Source organism: Streptomyces fuscichromogenes (assembly GCF_014645815.1).
Lineage (GTDB): Bacteria > Actinomycetota > Actinomycetes > Streptomycetales > Streptomycetaceae > Streptomyces > Streptomyces fuscichromogenes.
Map to the genome: position 1 here is coordinate 107,981 of NZ_BMML01000024.1, position 13,111 is coordinate 121,091.

At 72.4% G+C, this 13,111-nt stretch carries 15 protein-coding genes; 6 read left to right on the forward strand and 9 right to left on the reverse strand.

Annotated elements, in window-relative coordinates:
- Positions 1-46: 46 nt before the first annotated feature.
- Both IEZ11_RS38565 and sigE read right to left on the reverse strand, forming a co-directional pair.
- The gene (locus IEZ11_RS38565; RefSeq protein ID WP_189267677.1) at positions 47-1,021 is read right to left on the reverse strand and encodes a zf-HC2 domain-containing protein; all 975 of its coding nucleotides are present in this window, start codon (positions 1,019-1,021) and stop codon (positions 47-49) included.
- A complete protein-coding gene (gene sigE / locus IEZ11_RS38570) occupies positions 1,018-1,734 on the reverse strand; it encodes an RNA polymerase sigma factor SigE (RefSeq protein ID WP_189267678.1) in 717 nt (238 codons plus the stop codon). The genes IEZ11_RS38565 and sigE overlap by 4 nt, the downstream gene beginning before the upstream one ends.
- Positions 1,735-1,984: 250 nt before the next feature.
- Here sigE and IEZ11_RS38575 point away from each other — a divergent pair, with 250 nt between their 5' ends.
- The gene (locus tag IEZ11_RS38575) at positions 1,985-2,668 is read left to right on the forward strand and encodes an O-methyltransferase (protein ID WP_308426577.1); all 684 of its coding nucleotides are present in this window, start codon (positions 1,985-1,987) and stop codon (positions 2,666-2,668) included.
- A 129-nt stretch (positions 2,669-2,797) separates the two neighbouring features.
- On the opposite strand, the gene IEZ11_RS38580 is transcribed toward IEZ11_RS38575, so the two are convergent.
- Entirely contained in the window at positions 2,798-2,965 is a 168-nt protein-coding gene (locus IEZ11_RS38580; protein ID WP_069751535.1) for a DUF3117 domain-containing protein, read from the reverse strand.
- A 380-nt stretch (positions 2,966-3,345) separates the two neighbouring features.
- On the opposite strand from IEZ11_RS38580, the gene chcB reads away from it, so the two are divergent.
- Positions 3,346-4,149, forward strand: coding sequence for a 2-cyclohexenylcarbonyl CoA isomerase (gene chcB / locus IEZ11_RS38585; RefSeq protein ID WP_189267679.1), 804 nt, complete (start codon positions 3,346-3,348; stop codon positions 4,147-4,149).
- Positions 4,150-4,204: 55 nt separating this feature from the next.
- On the opposite strand, the gene IEZ11_RS38590 is transcribed toward chcB, so the two are convergent.
- Together IEZ11_RS38590 and IEZ11_RS38595 are read right to left on the reverse strand one after the other, a co-directional pair.
- Positions 4,205-4,810 carry a DNA-3-methyladenine glycosylase I gene (locus tag IEZ11_RS38590; RefSeq protein WP_189267680.1) on the reverse strand — a complete coding sequence of 202 codons (606 nt, stop codon included), beginning with the start codon at positions 4,808-4,810 and terminating at the stop codon, positions 4,205-4,207.
- The gene (locus tag IEZ11_RS38595; RefSeq protein WP_189267681.1) at positions 4,807-5,166 is read right to left on the reverse strand and encodes a DivIVA domain-containing protein; all 360 of its coding nucleotides are present in this window, start codon (positions 5,164-5,166) and stop codon (positions 4,807-4,809) included. Before IEZ11_RS38595 ends, IEZ11_RS38590 begins: the two co-directional genes overlap by 4 nt.
- A gap of 161 nt (positions 5,167-5,327) precedes the next feature.
- Between IEZ11_RS38595 and folP the strand changes: the two genes are divergently transcribed.
- Positions 5,328-6,188, forward strand: coding sequence for a dihydropteroate synthase (gene folP / locus IEZ11_RS38600; protein WP_189267682.1), 861 nt, complete (start codon positions 5,328-5,330; stop codon positions 6,186-6,188).
- A 272-nt stretch (positions 6,189-6,460) separates the two neighbouring features.
- Here the strand turns inward: folP and IEZ11_RS38605 are convergent, their stop codons facing one another.
- Positions 6,461-7,219, reverse strand: coding sequence for an LOG family protein (locus IEZ11_RS38605; RefSeq protein WP_189267683.1), 759 nt, complete (start codon positions 7,217-7,219; stop codon positions 6,461-6,463).
- A gap of 104 nt (positions 7,220-7,323) precedes the next feature.
- The gene (gene dapE, locus IEZ11_RS38610) at positions 7,324-8,403 is read right to left on the reverse strand and encodes a succinyl-diaminopimelate desuccinylase (protein WP_189267684.1); all 1,080 of its coding nucleotides are present in this window, start codon (positions 8,401-8,403) and stop codon (positions 7,324-7,326) included.
- A 93-nt stretch (positions 8,404-8,496) separates the two neighbouring features.
- Here dapE and IEZ11_RS38615 point away from each other — a divergent pair, with 93 nt between their 5' ends.
- Entirely contained in the window at positions 8,497-9,525 is a 1,029-nt protein-coding gene (locus tag IEZ11_RS38615; RefSeq protein WP_189267685.1) for a heavy metal transporter, read from the forward strand.
- 271 nt (positions 9,526-9,796) lie between these two features.
- Complete coding sequence (locus IEZ11_RS38620; protein WP_189267686.1) at positions 9,797-10,183, forward strand: ATP-binding protein; 387 nt, start codon at positions 9,797-9,799, stop codon at positions 10,181-10,183.
- 128 nt (positions 10,184-10,311) lie between these two features.
- Here the strand turns inward: IEZ11_RS38620 and IEZ11_RS38625 are convergent, their stop codons facing one another.
- Positions 10,312-11,406, reverse strand: coding sequence for a bifunctional succinyldiaminopimelate transaminase/glutamate-prephenate aminotransferase (locus IEZ11_RS38625; RefSeq protein ID WP_189267687.1), 1,095 nt, complete (start codon positions 11,404-11,406; stop codon positions 10,312-10,314).
- 160 nt (positions 11,407-11,566) lie between these two features.
- Positions 11,567-11,893 carry a ferredoxin gene (fdxA, locus tag IEZ11_RS38630; RefSeq protein WP_046730523.1) on the reverse strand — a complete coding sequence of 109 codons (327 nt, stop codon included), beginning with the start codon at positions 11,891-11,893 and terminating at the stop codon, positions 11,567-11,569.
- Positions 11,894-12,033: 140 nt separating this feature from the next.
- Between fdxA and IEZ11_RS38635 the strand changes: the two genes are divergently transcribed.
- Positions 12,034-13,092: a GNAT family N-acetyltransferase gene (locus IEZ11_RS38635; protein ID WP_189267688.1), complete on the forward strand. Its 1,059-nt coding sequence runs from the start codon at positions 12,034-12,036 to the stop codon at positions 13,090-13,092.
- Positions 13,093-13,111 lie beyond the last annotated feature (19 nt).

Sequence of the window (13,111 nt, forward strand, 5' to 3'; positions counted from 1 at the left end):
GCAGGGTCGTTCAGCAGGTGGGCAGCGCCCGGCCGACGGGGCCCGGTCAGCGGGGTGCGCGGGAGGAGCGGGACGGGGACGGGGAGGAGGGCGCGGAGGTCGCGTCGGGGACGGGTGCGGCGAGCAGGCCGGGGCCGGTCACCTCGGGGGCGGTGGTCCACGAGGTGAGGGCGAACGGTGGGTTGGTGCTCAGCGGCCGTATCAAGGGGGAGACCGCGGCCGCGCCGGCCATCACCGGTGCGGTCAGTTCGCGCAGCATCTGCTGTCCGGCGGCCGGGGAGGGCACTCCCGGCAGCAGCGGCGCGGACACCGAGGTGGGCACGGCAGGGGCGCCGCCGAACAGCGCCCCGGACGACAGCAGCGGGCTGAGCAGACGGCGACGCTGGGTGTCGGCGGCTCCGGTCGTGCCCGAGCCCGCCGTGCCGGCCGGGGCGACGCTGCCGCCGCCGGTACCGCTGCGGGCGTCGGCGGCCGGGGCGCCGGGCAGGCCTGCGGTGACCCCGCCGAGGGCGACGGCGGCCAGCGAGACCGCGCCGGCGGCGACGAACGCGAACCGCATGCTGCGGGAGGCGGAGCGGTCGGTGTCCGGACGGCCGACGGGGTGGATGCGGAAGCCGCGGCCGGCGACCGCGGCCGGGTCGTGCGGGCGGGCGGGGACGTAGCCGAACTCGAAGCGGTCGTCCCGGCTCACGCCGAAGACCCCGCTGTCGGATCCGTGTCCCGAGGGGTCTCCCCCGGCGAACGGCGAGCCACCGCCGTCCGGGTCACCACCCGCGGGCAGCCCCTGGAGACGGGCCAGGAAGCTTTCCGAGGGCGGGGGCGGGGCGGCCGCCGCGAAGACGCTCTTCAGCGCGCGCTGCGCCTCCGCCTCGGCCTTGCACCGGGCGCAGGTCGCCAGGTGGGCCAGGACGCGCTCACGCGTCTCGTGACCGAGCTCTCCGTCCACCAGAGCGGAGAGCCGGTCTCCCAGGTGCTGCTCGGCCAGCTGTCGCTCGGCCGGTTTCGGTCGTGATCCACTCACGCGGTCGCGCCCCCTCCTCCCAGTGCGGGAACACGGGGCACGAAGGAACGGCGCTCGGCCTTGCGGGCCTCCGGGGAGCGGTGCGCGAGGGCCTTGCGCAGCTGGGAGCGGCCGCGGTGGATACGGGAGCGGACGGTGCCGAGCTTGACGCCGAGGGTCGCGGCGATCTCCTCGTACGACAGTCCCTCGATGTCGCAGAGCACCACGGCGGCGCGGAACTCGGGCGCCAGGGTGTCCAGGGCCTGCTGGACGTCGGCGTCGAAGTGCGCGTCGTTGAAGGCCTGCGAGGGGGTGGGCTCGCGGCTGGGCAGGCGCTCGGCCGCGTCGTCGCCGAGGGCGTCGAAGCGGATGCGCTGCTTGCGGCGGACCATGTCGAGGAACAGGTTGGTGGTGATGCGGTGCAGCCAGCCCTCGAAGGTGCCCGGGGAGTAGGTCGACAGGGAACGGAAGACGCGGACGAAGACCTCCTGGGTGAGGTCCTCGGCATCGTGCTGGTTACCGGTGAGACGGTAGGCCAGGCGGTAGACGCGGCCGCTGTGCGTGCTGACGATCTCCTCCCACGTGGGCGGAGTCCATGCCTGCCCGTCCACGTCGGTGGAGAAGGTCGCGGTCCGGTCCTCGCCCGTGGCGAGGACGTCGGCGTGGCTCGGGTCAGCAACGGTGTCGTTCACGGATTTCGGCCTGCCTGCCGATCCGAGAAAGCGCCGTAGCACTCCTCCCCGGTCCTCAGGCGCGGCCGCACCTCCCCTGTCGGCTCTGGTGGTGTCCAGTGGAGCCCCTACCATAACCACCTCGCCCGTTAGCACCGGATAAGCGGTTTTACGAGAATTTGATCTCTGCTGATACTGCTCACGCGGCCGCAACAGCAGGTGACCGACCGCCGTCTCGTCATCGTGATCCATTCGTGTCCCCCCGTGTCGTCCCACACCCCTCTAAACGCCCGGTCCCATCTGCGGGTTCCCGGTGCCAACGGATACAGTCACGCCCAGGCAACCGCGGGGACAGGAGAGGGTCATTACCGGCAACCGGCAGACGAGCTGGGCGTTCGCCGACGCCTTTGTCGCCGAGGACGAAGCACTGCGCTGGGCCCGCGACCGGGCCCGCGAGGCAGGGCTGCGCTCGGTGTCGCCCGGCGCGGGCGCCGCGCTGCGCATGCTCGCCGCCTCCGTGGACGCCAAGGCGGTCGCCGAGATCGGCACCGGGTGCGGGGTCTCCGGGATGTATCTGCTGCACGGCATGCGCCCGGACGGCGTGCTGACCACCGTGGATCCCGAGCCGGATCACCAGCAGTTCGCCCGGCAGGCCTTCCGCGCCTGCGGCTTCGCCAGCAACCGGGCCCGCTTCATCCCCGGCCGCGCCCTCGACGTGCTGCCCCGTCTCGCCGACGCCGGCTACGACCTGGTCTTCTGCGACGGTGACCGGCAGGAGTACTCCGACTATCTCGCTGAATCGTTGCGCCTGCTGCGCCCCGGTGGCCTGGTGGTCTTCGAGGGCGTCTTCGCCAACGGCCGCACCGTCGACTCGGGGCCGCAGCCGACCGAGGTGCTGCGGCTGCGCGAACTGCTGCGCACGGTCCGGGAGAGCCCGGAGCTGGTGCCCTCGCTGCTGCCGGTGGGCGACGGGCTGCTGTGCGCGGTCAAGCGCTAGCTGTCGCGGGCCGGGGCCGGGCCCTCGCGGGCAGGAGCCGCGCCCTCGTGGAGAGGTGTCCGGGAGACGGCAGCGCCCCGGCACCGCTCAGGGTGCCGGGGCCGCCGAAAGGGTATGGTCGCTGACGCCTCAGCCGACGACGTTCTTGAGGGCGTCGGCAAGCGCCGCGGCCTCGTCAGGGGTCAGCTCGACGACGAGCCGACCGCCGCCTTCGAGCGGAACGCGCATGACGATGCCCCGCCCCTCCTTGGTCACCTCGAGCGGGCCATCACCCGTCCGCGGCTTCATGGCCGCCATGCTCGTTCCCCTTCCTGAAAACAGCTCATCGTCTACCGACGGCCCTGGAGGGCACGCGTGATCCTCACGGGGACACGCGACACCGGCATCGAACACATTGCTTCCAGGCCATTATCCCGCATCTCAGGACCCGATGACCAACATCAGTCGGCATCGCTTGGGCAACGCACGCGAGCAAAACCACTCAATTCGGCGATGTGGCTGCGATACTTCGCCACCGCGCGTGCTTACGCCGACCGAGTCGGCTCCGGATTTCTTTGACGCAGGTCACACGCCGGGTCCGGTCGCCCGACGGCGATCTCCGCCATGCTGTCCTTCGGACAGCTACGTACTGAGCGGTACGTCAGCCGCGAGGGCAGAGACGACGGAGGGGACGCACCATGACCGACACCGTGCGCTACGAGGTGAGCGACGGGCTCGCGACGATCACGCTGAACCGCCCCGAGGCGATGAACGCGCTGAACATCGCGACGAAGGTGGCCCTTCGGGAGGTCACGCAGGAAGCGGCGGCGGACACCGCCGTCCGGGCGATCCTGCTGACCGCCGCCGGGGACCGGGCGTTCTGCGTGGGCCAGGACCTCAAGGAGCACATCACGCTGCTCGCGTCCGACCGGGAGACCGGGGCGGGGCAGACGATGACGACGGTCCGGGAGCACTACAACCCGATCGTGCGGGCGCTGGTGTCGGCGCCGAAGCCGGTTGTCGCCGCCGTGAACGGGGTGGCGGCCGGCGCCGGTCTCGGGTTCGCGCTCGCCGCGGACTACCGGGTGGTCGCCGACACGGCCGCTTTCAACACGTCGTTCGCGGGGGTGGCGCTGACCGCGGACTCGGGCGTCTCCTGGACGCTGCCTCGGGTGGTGGGACCCGGGCGCGCCGCTGACCTGCTGCTCTTCCCGCGGAGCATCAGTGCGCAGGACGCGTACGAGTGGGGCATCGCCAACAAGGTCGTGCCGGCGGCGGAGCTGCGGGCCGAGGCCGAGAAGGTGGCCCGGGTGCTGGCCGACGGGCCGACGGTTGCCTATGCGGCGCTGAAGGAGGCGGTGGCCTACGGGCTCACGCACTCCCTCGACGAGACGCTGGACAAGGAGGACGAGCTGCAGGCTCGGGCCGGGGCCTCCGAGGATCACGGGATCGCCGTGCAGGCTTTCGTGAACAAGGAGAAGCCGAAGTACCTGGGGCGGTGACGCGCCGCGGGGAACTGCGGGTGCGTTGTGGCCGGTCGCGCAGTTCCCCGCGCCCCTAGAGGGCGCTTCTCGACACGCATGTTTCCAAGTGGTCGTTCACCAGACCGCAGGCCTGCATCAGGGCGTATGCCGTCGTGGGGCCGACGAAGCGCAGACCGCGCTTCTTCAGGGCCTTGGACAGGGCCGTCGACTCCGCTGTCACCGGCGGGACGTCGGCGAGGGTCTTCGGGACCGGATACGTGCCCGGCTCCGGGGCGTACGACCAGATCAGCTGGTCCAGCTCGCCCGGGGCCCAGTCCGCGAGGACCCGCGCGTTGGCCGTCGTGGCGTCGATCTTCGCCCTGTTGCGGATGATGCCGGGGTCGGCCAGCAGGCGTTCACGGTCCTCGTCCGTGAACGCGGCCACCTTCTCGATACGGAAGCCGGCGAAGGCGGCCCGGAAGCCGGTGCGGCGGCGCAGGATCGTGATCCAGGAGAGGCCGGACTGGAAGGCCTCCAGGGTCAGACGCTCGTAGAGGGCGTCGTCGCCGTGGACCGGGCGGCCCCACTCCTCGTCGTGGTACGACACGTAGTCCTCGGTGGACAGCGCCCAGGGGCAGCGCAGCCGGCCGTCCGGCCCGGCCAGCGCCGCCCCCTCGACGACGTCGGGCGTCTCGGTCACGGCCGGTCCTCCGGCTCGGGCCTGGCCGGCGCGGTGTGCGGGGCGTGCGGCGCGGCCTGGGCGCCGGCCAGCGCGGACTCCAGGTCGGTGATGCGGGCGTCGCGCTCCGCGAGCTCGGCGCCGAGGCGGCTGAGCGCGTCGTCGACGTCCGCCATGCGGTAGCCGCGCGGGACCTGCGGGAAGCGGAGGCTCTCCACGTCCGCGCGGTTCACCGGGCGGTCCGGGGGCAGCGGGTCCTGGAGCCGCTCGGGCGCCACCTCGGGCAGCGGTCCGCTCTCGCCGCCGCTCACCACGGAGAGGGTGACCGCGGCGACCACGATCGCGAGCGCGACGACCAGGAACAGGAACATAACCATCGCGGTGGGCCCCCAGGCTCGATGAAGCTCGGTGCAGCAGCACTCGTCGTGCTCAGTGTGCTCGGTGTCGAATGTGTCTGCGTCCGATCGTGCCATGCGCGTCCGACAGTTAGGGTCGCAGGCGGTCTTACCGAGGGAATTACTACGAGAGGTCACAGGCGATGCTCAGGCTGGGCAGGCGGGAATTCGCGCCGGACGAACCGGTGATCATGGCCATCGTGAACCGGACGCCGGACTCCTTCTACGACCAGGGAGCCACGTTCCGCGACGAGCCCGCCCTCGCGCGCGTGGAGCAGGCGGTCGCCGAAGGAGCGGCGATCATCGACATCGGCGGGGTGAAGGCCGGGCCCGGCGAGGAGGTCACCGCCGAGGAGGAGGCGCGGCGCGTCCTCGGGTTCGTCTCGGAGGTGCGCAGGCGTTTCCCGGACGTCGTGATCAGCGTGGACACCTGGCGGGCGACAGTCGGGGAGGCCGCCTGCGAGGCCGGGGCGGATCTGCTGAACGACGCGTGGGGCGGGGTCGACCCGGGGCTGGCGGAGGTCGCGGCGCGGTACCGGGTGGGGCTGGTGTGCACCCATGCGGGCGGGGCCGAGCCCCGGACGCGGCCGCACCGGGTGACGTACGACGATGTGGTCGCCGACATTCTGCGGGTGACCCTGGGGCTGGCCGAGCGGGCCGTCGCGCTGGGGGTGCCTCGGGAGTCGGTGCTGATCGATCCCGGGCACGACTTCGGCAAGAACACCCGGCACAGCCTGGAGGCGACGCGGCGGCTCGGGGAGATGGTCGAGACGGGGTGGCCGGTGCTGGTCTCCCTGTCCAACAAGGACTTCGTGGGCGAGACCCTGGACCGGCCGCTGAAGGAACGGGTGATCGGGACGCTGGCGACGACGGCGGTGTCGGCCTGGCTGGGGGCGCAGGTGTACCGGGTCCATGAGGTCGCCGAGACGCGGCAGGTACTGGACATGGTGGCGTCGATCGCCGGGCACCGGCCTCCGGCGGTGGCCCGGCGGGGGCTGGCGTAGCACCCCGGGGGCTCCGCCCCCGGACCCCCGACTCCCTCGCCCACCCACCACCCGACTCGGTCAGCCGAAAGGCGCACGGCGCACGGACCGCCCCGGTCAGTCGAGAAGTGCATGGATCGGATCGGCAGGACGGGAGCCGGAAAGTGTGCGGACCGGCTCGGTGGGTCGAGGAGTGCATGGGCCGGCCCGGTCGGGCGGGCGCGGTCACAGGAGCCCTCGACCCCCGCCTCTCGGCAGAGCGAGTTGGGTGGGCGGGCGGGAAACTGCCGGTCCTAGCGGGCCGCTTCCTTCGAGACCAGGCCCACGGCCTCCTCCACGTCGTCCGTGACGTGGAAGAGCAGGAGGTCCTTCTCGGCCGCCTTGCCCTGGGCGACCAGCGTGTTGTGCAGCCAGTCGACCAGGCCGCCCCAGTACGCGCTGCCGAACAGGACGATCGGGAAGCGGGTGACCTTCTGGGTCTGGACGAGGGTGAGCGCCTCGAAGAGTTCGTCGAGGGTGCCGAGGCCGCCGGGCAGGACCACGAAGCCCTGTGCGTACTTGACGAACATCATCTTCCGCACGAAGAAGTAACGGAAGTTGAGGCCGATGTCGACGTACGGGTTGAGGCCCTGTTCGAAGGGGAGCTCGATGCCGAGGCCGACCGAGACCCCGCCCGCTTCGAGGGCGCCCTTGTTCGCCGCCTCCATGGCGCCGGGCCCGCCGCCCGTGATGACCGCCCAGCCGGCCTCCACCAGGCCGCGGCCCAGCTTCACGCCGGCGTCGTACTCGGCCGAGTCGACCGGCGTCCGTGCGGAGCCGAACACGCTGATCGCGGGCGGCAGTTCGGCGAGCGTGCCGAAGCCCTCGATGAACTCCGACTGGATGCGCAGCACCCGCCAGGGGTCGGTGTGGACCCAGTCGGAGGGGCCGCCCGCGTCCAGGAGGCGCTGGTCCGTCGTGCTCGCGGTCACCTGGCCGCGCCGTCGGAGGACCGGTCCCAGGCGCTGCTCGTCCGGCGGCACCTTCTTCCCCTCGGGATTCCCGGTAGCCATATGTGCGCTCCCTCCGCTTGCAGGTGTATCCGCCCCAGCGTAGATCCGCGTGGGTTACAGGCGCGGGACGTCGGCATGTCCGGTGCGAAGCGCCGCCGTGCGGCTCAGGCGGTCAGCCAGCTGCGCAGCCGCTCCTCACCCGCCAGGATCTTTGCGGTTTCCACCCTTTCGTCCCGCTTGTGCGCCAAGTGCGGGTTGCCGGGGCCGTAGTTCACCGCGGGGACCCCGAGGGACGAGAAGCGGGAGACGTCGGTCCAGCCGTACTTGGGCATCGGCGTGCCGCCGACCGCCTCGATGAAGGCGGCCGCGGCCGGGTGGGACAGGCCGGGCAGCGCGCCGGGACTGTGGTCGTCGACCACGAACTCCTCGACCCCGCAGTCGGCGAAGACCTCGCGCACGTGGGCGACGGCCTCGGCCTCGGAACGGTCGGGGGCGTACCGGAAGTTGACGGTGACCACGCACGCGTCGGGGATGACGTTGCCCGCCACCCCGCCCGCGATGCCGACCGCGTTGAGGCCCTCGCGGTACTCCAGGCCGTCGATGACCGGGTAGCGCGGTTCGTAGGCGGCGAGGCGGGCCAGGATCGGGGCGGCCGCGTGGACGGCGTTGGCGCCCATCCAGGAGCGCGCCGAGTGGGCCCGCTCCCCGGAGGTCTTCAGCAGGACCCGCAGGGTGCCCTGGCAGCCGCCCTCGACCTCGCCGTTCGACGGCTCCAGCAGGACCGCGAAGTCGCCCGCCAGCCACTCGGGACGGGCCTCGGCGATGTGCTTGAGGCCGTTGAGGTCGGCGGCGACCTCCTCGTTGTCGTAGAAGACGAAGGTCAGGTCGCGGTTGGGGGCCGGGACGGTGGCCGCGATGCGCAGCTGCACCGCGACGCCCGACTTCATGTCACAGGTGCCGCAGCCCCACAGCACACCGTCCTCGTCGAGGCGGGAGGGCACGTTCTCCGCGATGGGGACGGTGTCGATGTGGCCGGCCAGGATCACGCGCTCGGGGCGGCCGAGGTCGGTCCGGGCGATCACGTTGTTGCCGTACCGGTCGACCGTCAGGTGCGGCAGGGCGCGCAGCGCGCTCTCGATCGCGTCCGCGAGCGGCTTCTCGGTGCCGCTCTCGGAGGGGAGGTCGACGAGCCGCGCGGTGAGCGCGGCGGCGTCCAGCGTGAGGTCAATCGAGGTGTCGGCCATGCGCTCGACCCTAGCGCGCGCCATCCCGCGGTCGGGTTCACAGGCTTGTGGACCCGGGGGTGATCGACTCGTACTCTCCAGTATGTTGTACGCGTGCCAGAGCCGTCCCCCATCCGCCCCAAGCGTCGCGGCCGCATCCTGCGTTTCGTGTCGGGCTTGGTCATCCTGTGCGCCGTCGCGGCCTACCTCGTCGTCCAGTACGTCACCGGCGGCGGTGGCGCCGAGGGCTGCAAGGTCGTCTCGGGCAGAGACGACGGCGAGTCGTACGAGTTCACGCCCCAGCAGGCGGTGAACGCGGCGACGATCGCCGCCGTCGGTACCGGCCGCGGCATGTCCGAGCGGGCGGTGGCCATCGCCCTGGCCACCGCGATCCAGGAGTCGGGGCTGCTCAACATCGAGCACGGCGACCGGGACTCGCTGGGCCTGTTCCAGCAGCGGTCCTCGCAGGGCTGGGGCACCCCGAAGCAGATCCTGGACCCGGCGTACGCGGCGGGCATGTTCTACGCCCACCTGGCCAAGGTGCCGCACTACGAGACCCTGCCGCTGACGGTGGCCGCGCAGCGCGTGCAGCGCAGCGGCTACCCGGAGGCGTACGCCAAGCACGAGACCGACGCCACACTGCTCGCGGCGGCCCTGACCGGGCAGGCGGCGGCCACGCTGACCTGCGACGGGCGTCCGGCCGCCACCACCGCGGGCACGGGCACGCAGGCGGCCACGACGGTGACGGGCACCGGTACGGACGCGGTACGGACCGCGCTCGTACGGGACTTCGGGCGGGACGCGGTCGAGGAGGCCGCCGCGGAGGTGAGCGGCTCGTCCGCGAGCTCGCCGGCACCGACGCCGAGCGTGACCGCCACGGCACACGGGCGGACCGTGACGGTGCCGGTGCCGGAGGGGAAGAAGAAGGACAAGTCGGGCCGCACCGAGAGCGAGCGGGGCTGGCAGCTGGCGCACTGGGCGGTGGCCAACTCGTCGGCGCTGCACATCCAGCGGGTGTCGTACGCGGGCCGGGAGTGGGCCGCCGGGAGCACGGACAGCCAGTGGGAGACGGCGTCCGGCACGCAGAGCACGGGCGGGGCGGAGAAGTCCGCGGGCTCGGTACGGATCGTGACCGGGCAGTAGTTCGGAGGTTCCCTCCGGCGGGTCAGCCGGGGCGCGACGCATCCGTGCCGTGCGCAGGTTTTCGCACGGCCGCTCGCGCATGCGGGAAATCCCTTGGGGGCACCGGGCCGTAAGGATTCTGCGGGAGCTTCGGCAGGGCACCGTTCGCCCGCTTTTCTCCACACCCGATAATGCGATGCGTTATCAATTCTTTACCTTGCGTCTCCGCAACCTTCGCGGGCTTCGAGCGGTAGTCACGGCGATCACGTTCCCTCCCGTCGAATGGAGCATCATGTCCCTCCCTCTGACCCGCCGGATCGCCCGTGCCGCGCTGCTCGTCGCAGCGGGAGCGGCTGCCGGGGTCGGTGCGGCCGGCTCCGCCGGCGCGGCCCCGACTCTGCCGGCCACCCCGAACCTGGGCGGTCTGACCGCGCTGGACGGGGCGACCGTCGGCCATACCGCCGAGGGTGCGGCGCAGAACGTCACCGGGGTGGTCGGCCACACCGGCGGCAAGGCGGTCAAGAAGGCGACGCCGGCGGTGCAGCGCACCGCGGGCGAGGCGGCGGGCTCCGCCGGTGGGCTGCTGGGTGACACGGCGTCCACCGCGACGAAGGGCGGGCTGCCGACGGAGGGGCTCGCCAAGGGTGGGCTGCCGGTCAAGGGGCTGCCGCTGGGGTGAGTCGCCCAGCCGCCGCTCGGAAGGGACCCGGGGTTCTCCCCGGGTCCCTTCCGTTGTGCTTCGGCTGCGGGCCGGTGGGGGCTGGTCGCGCAGTTCCCCGCGCCCCTTGCGGGGCGCTTCGCGGGGCCCTACGAAAGCCGCTGCACCGCCGCCCGGACGCGTTCGTCCGTCGCCGTCAGGGCGACGCGTACGAAGTTCTGGCCGGCCTCGCCGTAGAAGTCGCCGGGGGCCACCAGGATGCCCAGGTCCGCCAGGTGGGACACCGTCTGCCAGCAGGACTCGCCCCTGGTCGCCCACAGGTAGAGGCTCGCCTCGCTGTGTTCGATGCGGAAGCCGTGGCCGAGGAGGGCCTCGCGCAGCAGGCCCCGGCGGGCGGCGTAGCGCTCCCGCTGCTCGTGGACATGGGTGTCGTCGGACAGGGCCGCCACCACCGCCGCCTGGGTCGGGGCCGACGTCATCATGCCGCCGTGCTTGCGGATCTCCAGGAGGGGGCCGAGGACCGCCGGGTCACCGGCCAGGAAGGCCGCGCGGTAGCCGGCGAGGTTGGAGCGCTTGGAGAGGGAGTGGACGGCGACGATGCCGTCGTACGAGCCGCCGTTGACGTCCGGGTGCAGGACCGAGACCGGGTCGGCCTCCCAGCCCAGTTCGAGGTAGCACTCGTCGGAGAAGAGCAGCACGCCGTGCGCGCGGGCCCAGGCGACGATCTCCGTGAGCTCCTGCCGGGACAGGACCTTGCCCGTCGGGTTGGACGGGGAGTTGAGCCAGAGCAGCTTCAGGCCGGCCGGGTCGAGGTCGCGCGGGTCGTCGTAGACCTCGTACCCGGCGCGGGCGAGGCGGGCGCCGACCTCGTAGGTGGGGTACGCGAGGCGCGGGTGGGCCACCCTGTCGCCGGGGCCGAGACCCAGCTGGGTGGGGAGCCAGGCGACGAGTTCCTTGGAGCCGACGATCGGCAGCACATGGCGGTGGGTGACGTCGCGGGCGCCGAGGCGGCGGGTGAGCCAGCCGGTGATCGCGTCGCGCAGCGCCGGGGTGCCCCAGACCGTGGGGTAGCCGGGCGAGTCGGCCGCGTCGATCAGGGCCTTCTGGATCAGGTCGGGGACCGGGTCCACCGGGGTGCCGACCGACAGGTCGACGATGCCGTCCGGGTGTGCCGCAGCCGTCTTCTTGTACGGTTCCAGCTTGTCCCAGGGGAAGGTGGGCAGACGGTCGGAGACTGCGGACACGGTTCCTTGCTCACTTTCTTCGGTACGACCGGTACGACTGGTACGTCCGGTGCATCCGGTACGGCAAACGCCTCGGTCCCGCAGGCGCTGATCGGGCGTGATCAGGCCGTACGGGACCGAGGCGGCACGGTCTTGCGGCGGGGCCGCGCCGGTGCGGGTGTTACTCGGCCTCGGCCTGCGGGGGCAGCGCGGCGATGAAGGGGTGGTCGCGCTCGATGAGACCCAGCTTGCTGGCGCCGCCCGGGGAGCCGAGGTCGTCGAAGAACTCGACGTTGGCCTTGTAGTAGTCCTTCCACTCCTCCGGAGTGTCGTCCTCGTAGAAGATCGCCTCGACCGGGCAGACCGGCTCACAGGCGCCACAGTCGACGCATTCGTCCGGGTGGATGTACAAGGACCGCTGGCCCTCGTAGATGCAGTCGACCGGGCACTCCTCGATGCACGCCTTGTCCTTCACGTCGACACAAGGCTGCGCGATGACGTAGGTCACGCTGTCGTTCCTCCTCGATTGGGCGCCGGCGGGCCTCCGTAGGCTCCGCCGCCTGGCGCGCGGGAGCGCGGCGTCGTCGATGCCCGCCCCTAGTATCTCCGTTCCGGGGCATGATCCGAACAGGAGGGGTGAACTGACCAGTGGAAATCTCTGCCACAGGACGCTTCGAGGTCCGTATCACCGCTGCTGACGTGGGCAAACGGGTCTCTGTGCGCCGTTTGACCGGAAATGGCGTCACCACGGAGAAGTTCACCGACACGGTGGGTGTTCTCACATCATGGGACGACGACGGCATGCTGACGATCACCCGGCGGGACGGGGAGACAGTCCGGATGGCGGAGTCCGCACTGGTGGCGGCGAAGGTGGTGCCGGCCGCTCCGGCCCGCCGCCGGGGACCCGCGGCGACCTACCGGGAACTCGCGCGTGTCGCCGCGCGCGGCTGGCGGCCGGTGGAGAGCGAGCCGCTCGGCGAGTGGGAGCTGCGGGCCGCCGCGGGGTTCACGCGGCGGGCCAACAGCGTGCTGCCGCTCGGTGATCCCGGGCTGCCGCTGGACGCGGCGCTGGCGGCGGTACGGCGGTGGTACGGCGAGCGGGGGCTGCCCGCGTACGTGCAGACCGCGACCGGCGCCGAGGGCACCCAGGAGCTGCTCTGCGCGGAGCTGGAGCGGCGCGGCTGGGTGCGCGAGGTGAGCGCCGAGCTGTGGACCGGGGCGCTGGCGCCGGTGGCGGACCGGGCCGAGGGAGCCGGTGTGCTGCTCTCCCGGGAGGCCGGCGAGAACTGGCTGGCGCGGTACCAGCGCAAGGGCGTGAGCGAGGTGGCGGCGAAGGTGCTGGGAGGGGGGTCCCAACGCTCGGGCGAAGCCGAGAGCGGGGCAGGGCCGTCCGTGTGGTTCGCGACCGTGCCCGCCGACCCCGGCGAGGCCTCCGGAGCCGTCCCCGCGGCCATCGGGCGGCTGGTGGTGGACGGACGCTGGGCCGGGTTCGCCGCCGTGGAGGTGGATCCGGGGCTACGGCGGCGGGGGCTGGCCACCGAGGTCATGGCCGCGCTCGCGCGCCGGGCGCTGGCGGAGGGCGCGTCGGCGGCCTGGCTCCAGGTGGAGACGGACAACGAGGGGGCGCGGGCGCTGTACGGGCGGCTGGGCTTCACGGCGCATCACACGTACCACCACTACCGGGCGCCGGAGGCGGACGGCTCCTGAATCCCGGAGACGAGACGGT

Excerpts from the sequence above, each read along its gene's own strand:
- IEZ11_RS38605 (WP_189267683.1), bottom strand. The coding sequence starts at position 7,219 with ATGGCTACCGGGAATCCCGAGGGGAAGAAGGTGCCGCCGGACGAGCAG.
- chcB (WP_189267679.1), top strand. The coding sequence starts at position 3,346 with ATGACCGACACCGTGCGCTACGAGGTGAGCGACGGGCTCGCGACGATC.
- IEZ11_RS38620 (WP_189267686.1), top strand. The coding sequence starts at position 9,797 with ATGTCCCTCCCTCTGACCCGCCGGATCGCCCGTGCCGCGCTGCTCGTC.
- IEZ11_RS38580 (WP_069751535.1), bottom strand. The coding sequence starts at position 2,965 with ATGGCGGCCATGAAGCCGCGGACGGGTGATGGCCCGCTCGAGGTGACC.
- folP (WP_189267682.1), top strand. The coding sequence starts at position 5,328 with ATGCTCAGGCTGGGCAGGCGGGAATTCGCGCCGGACGAACCGGTGATC.
- IEZ11_RS38595 (WP_189267681.1), bottom strand. The coding sequence starts at position 5,166 with ATGGTTATGTTCCTGTTCCTGGTCGTCGCGCTCGCGATCGTGGTCGCC.
- dapE (WP_189267684.1), bottom strand. The coding sequence starts at position 8,403 with ATGGCCGACACCTCGATTGACCTCACGCTGGACGCCGCCGCGCTCACC.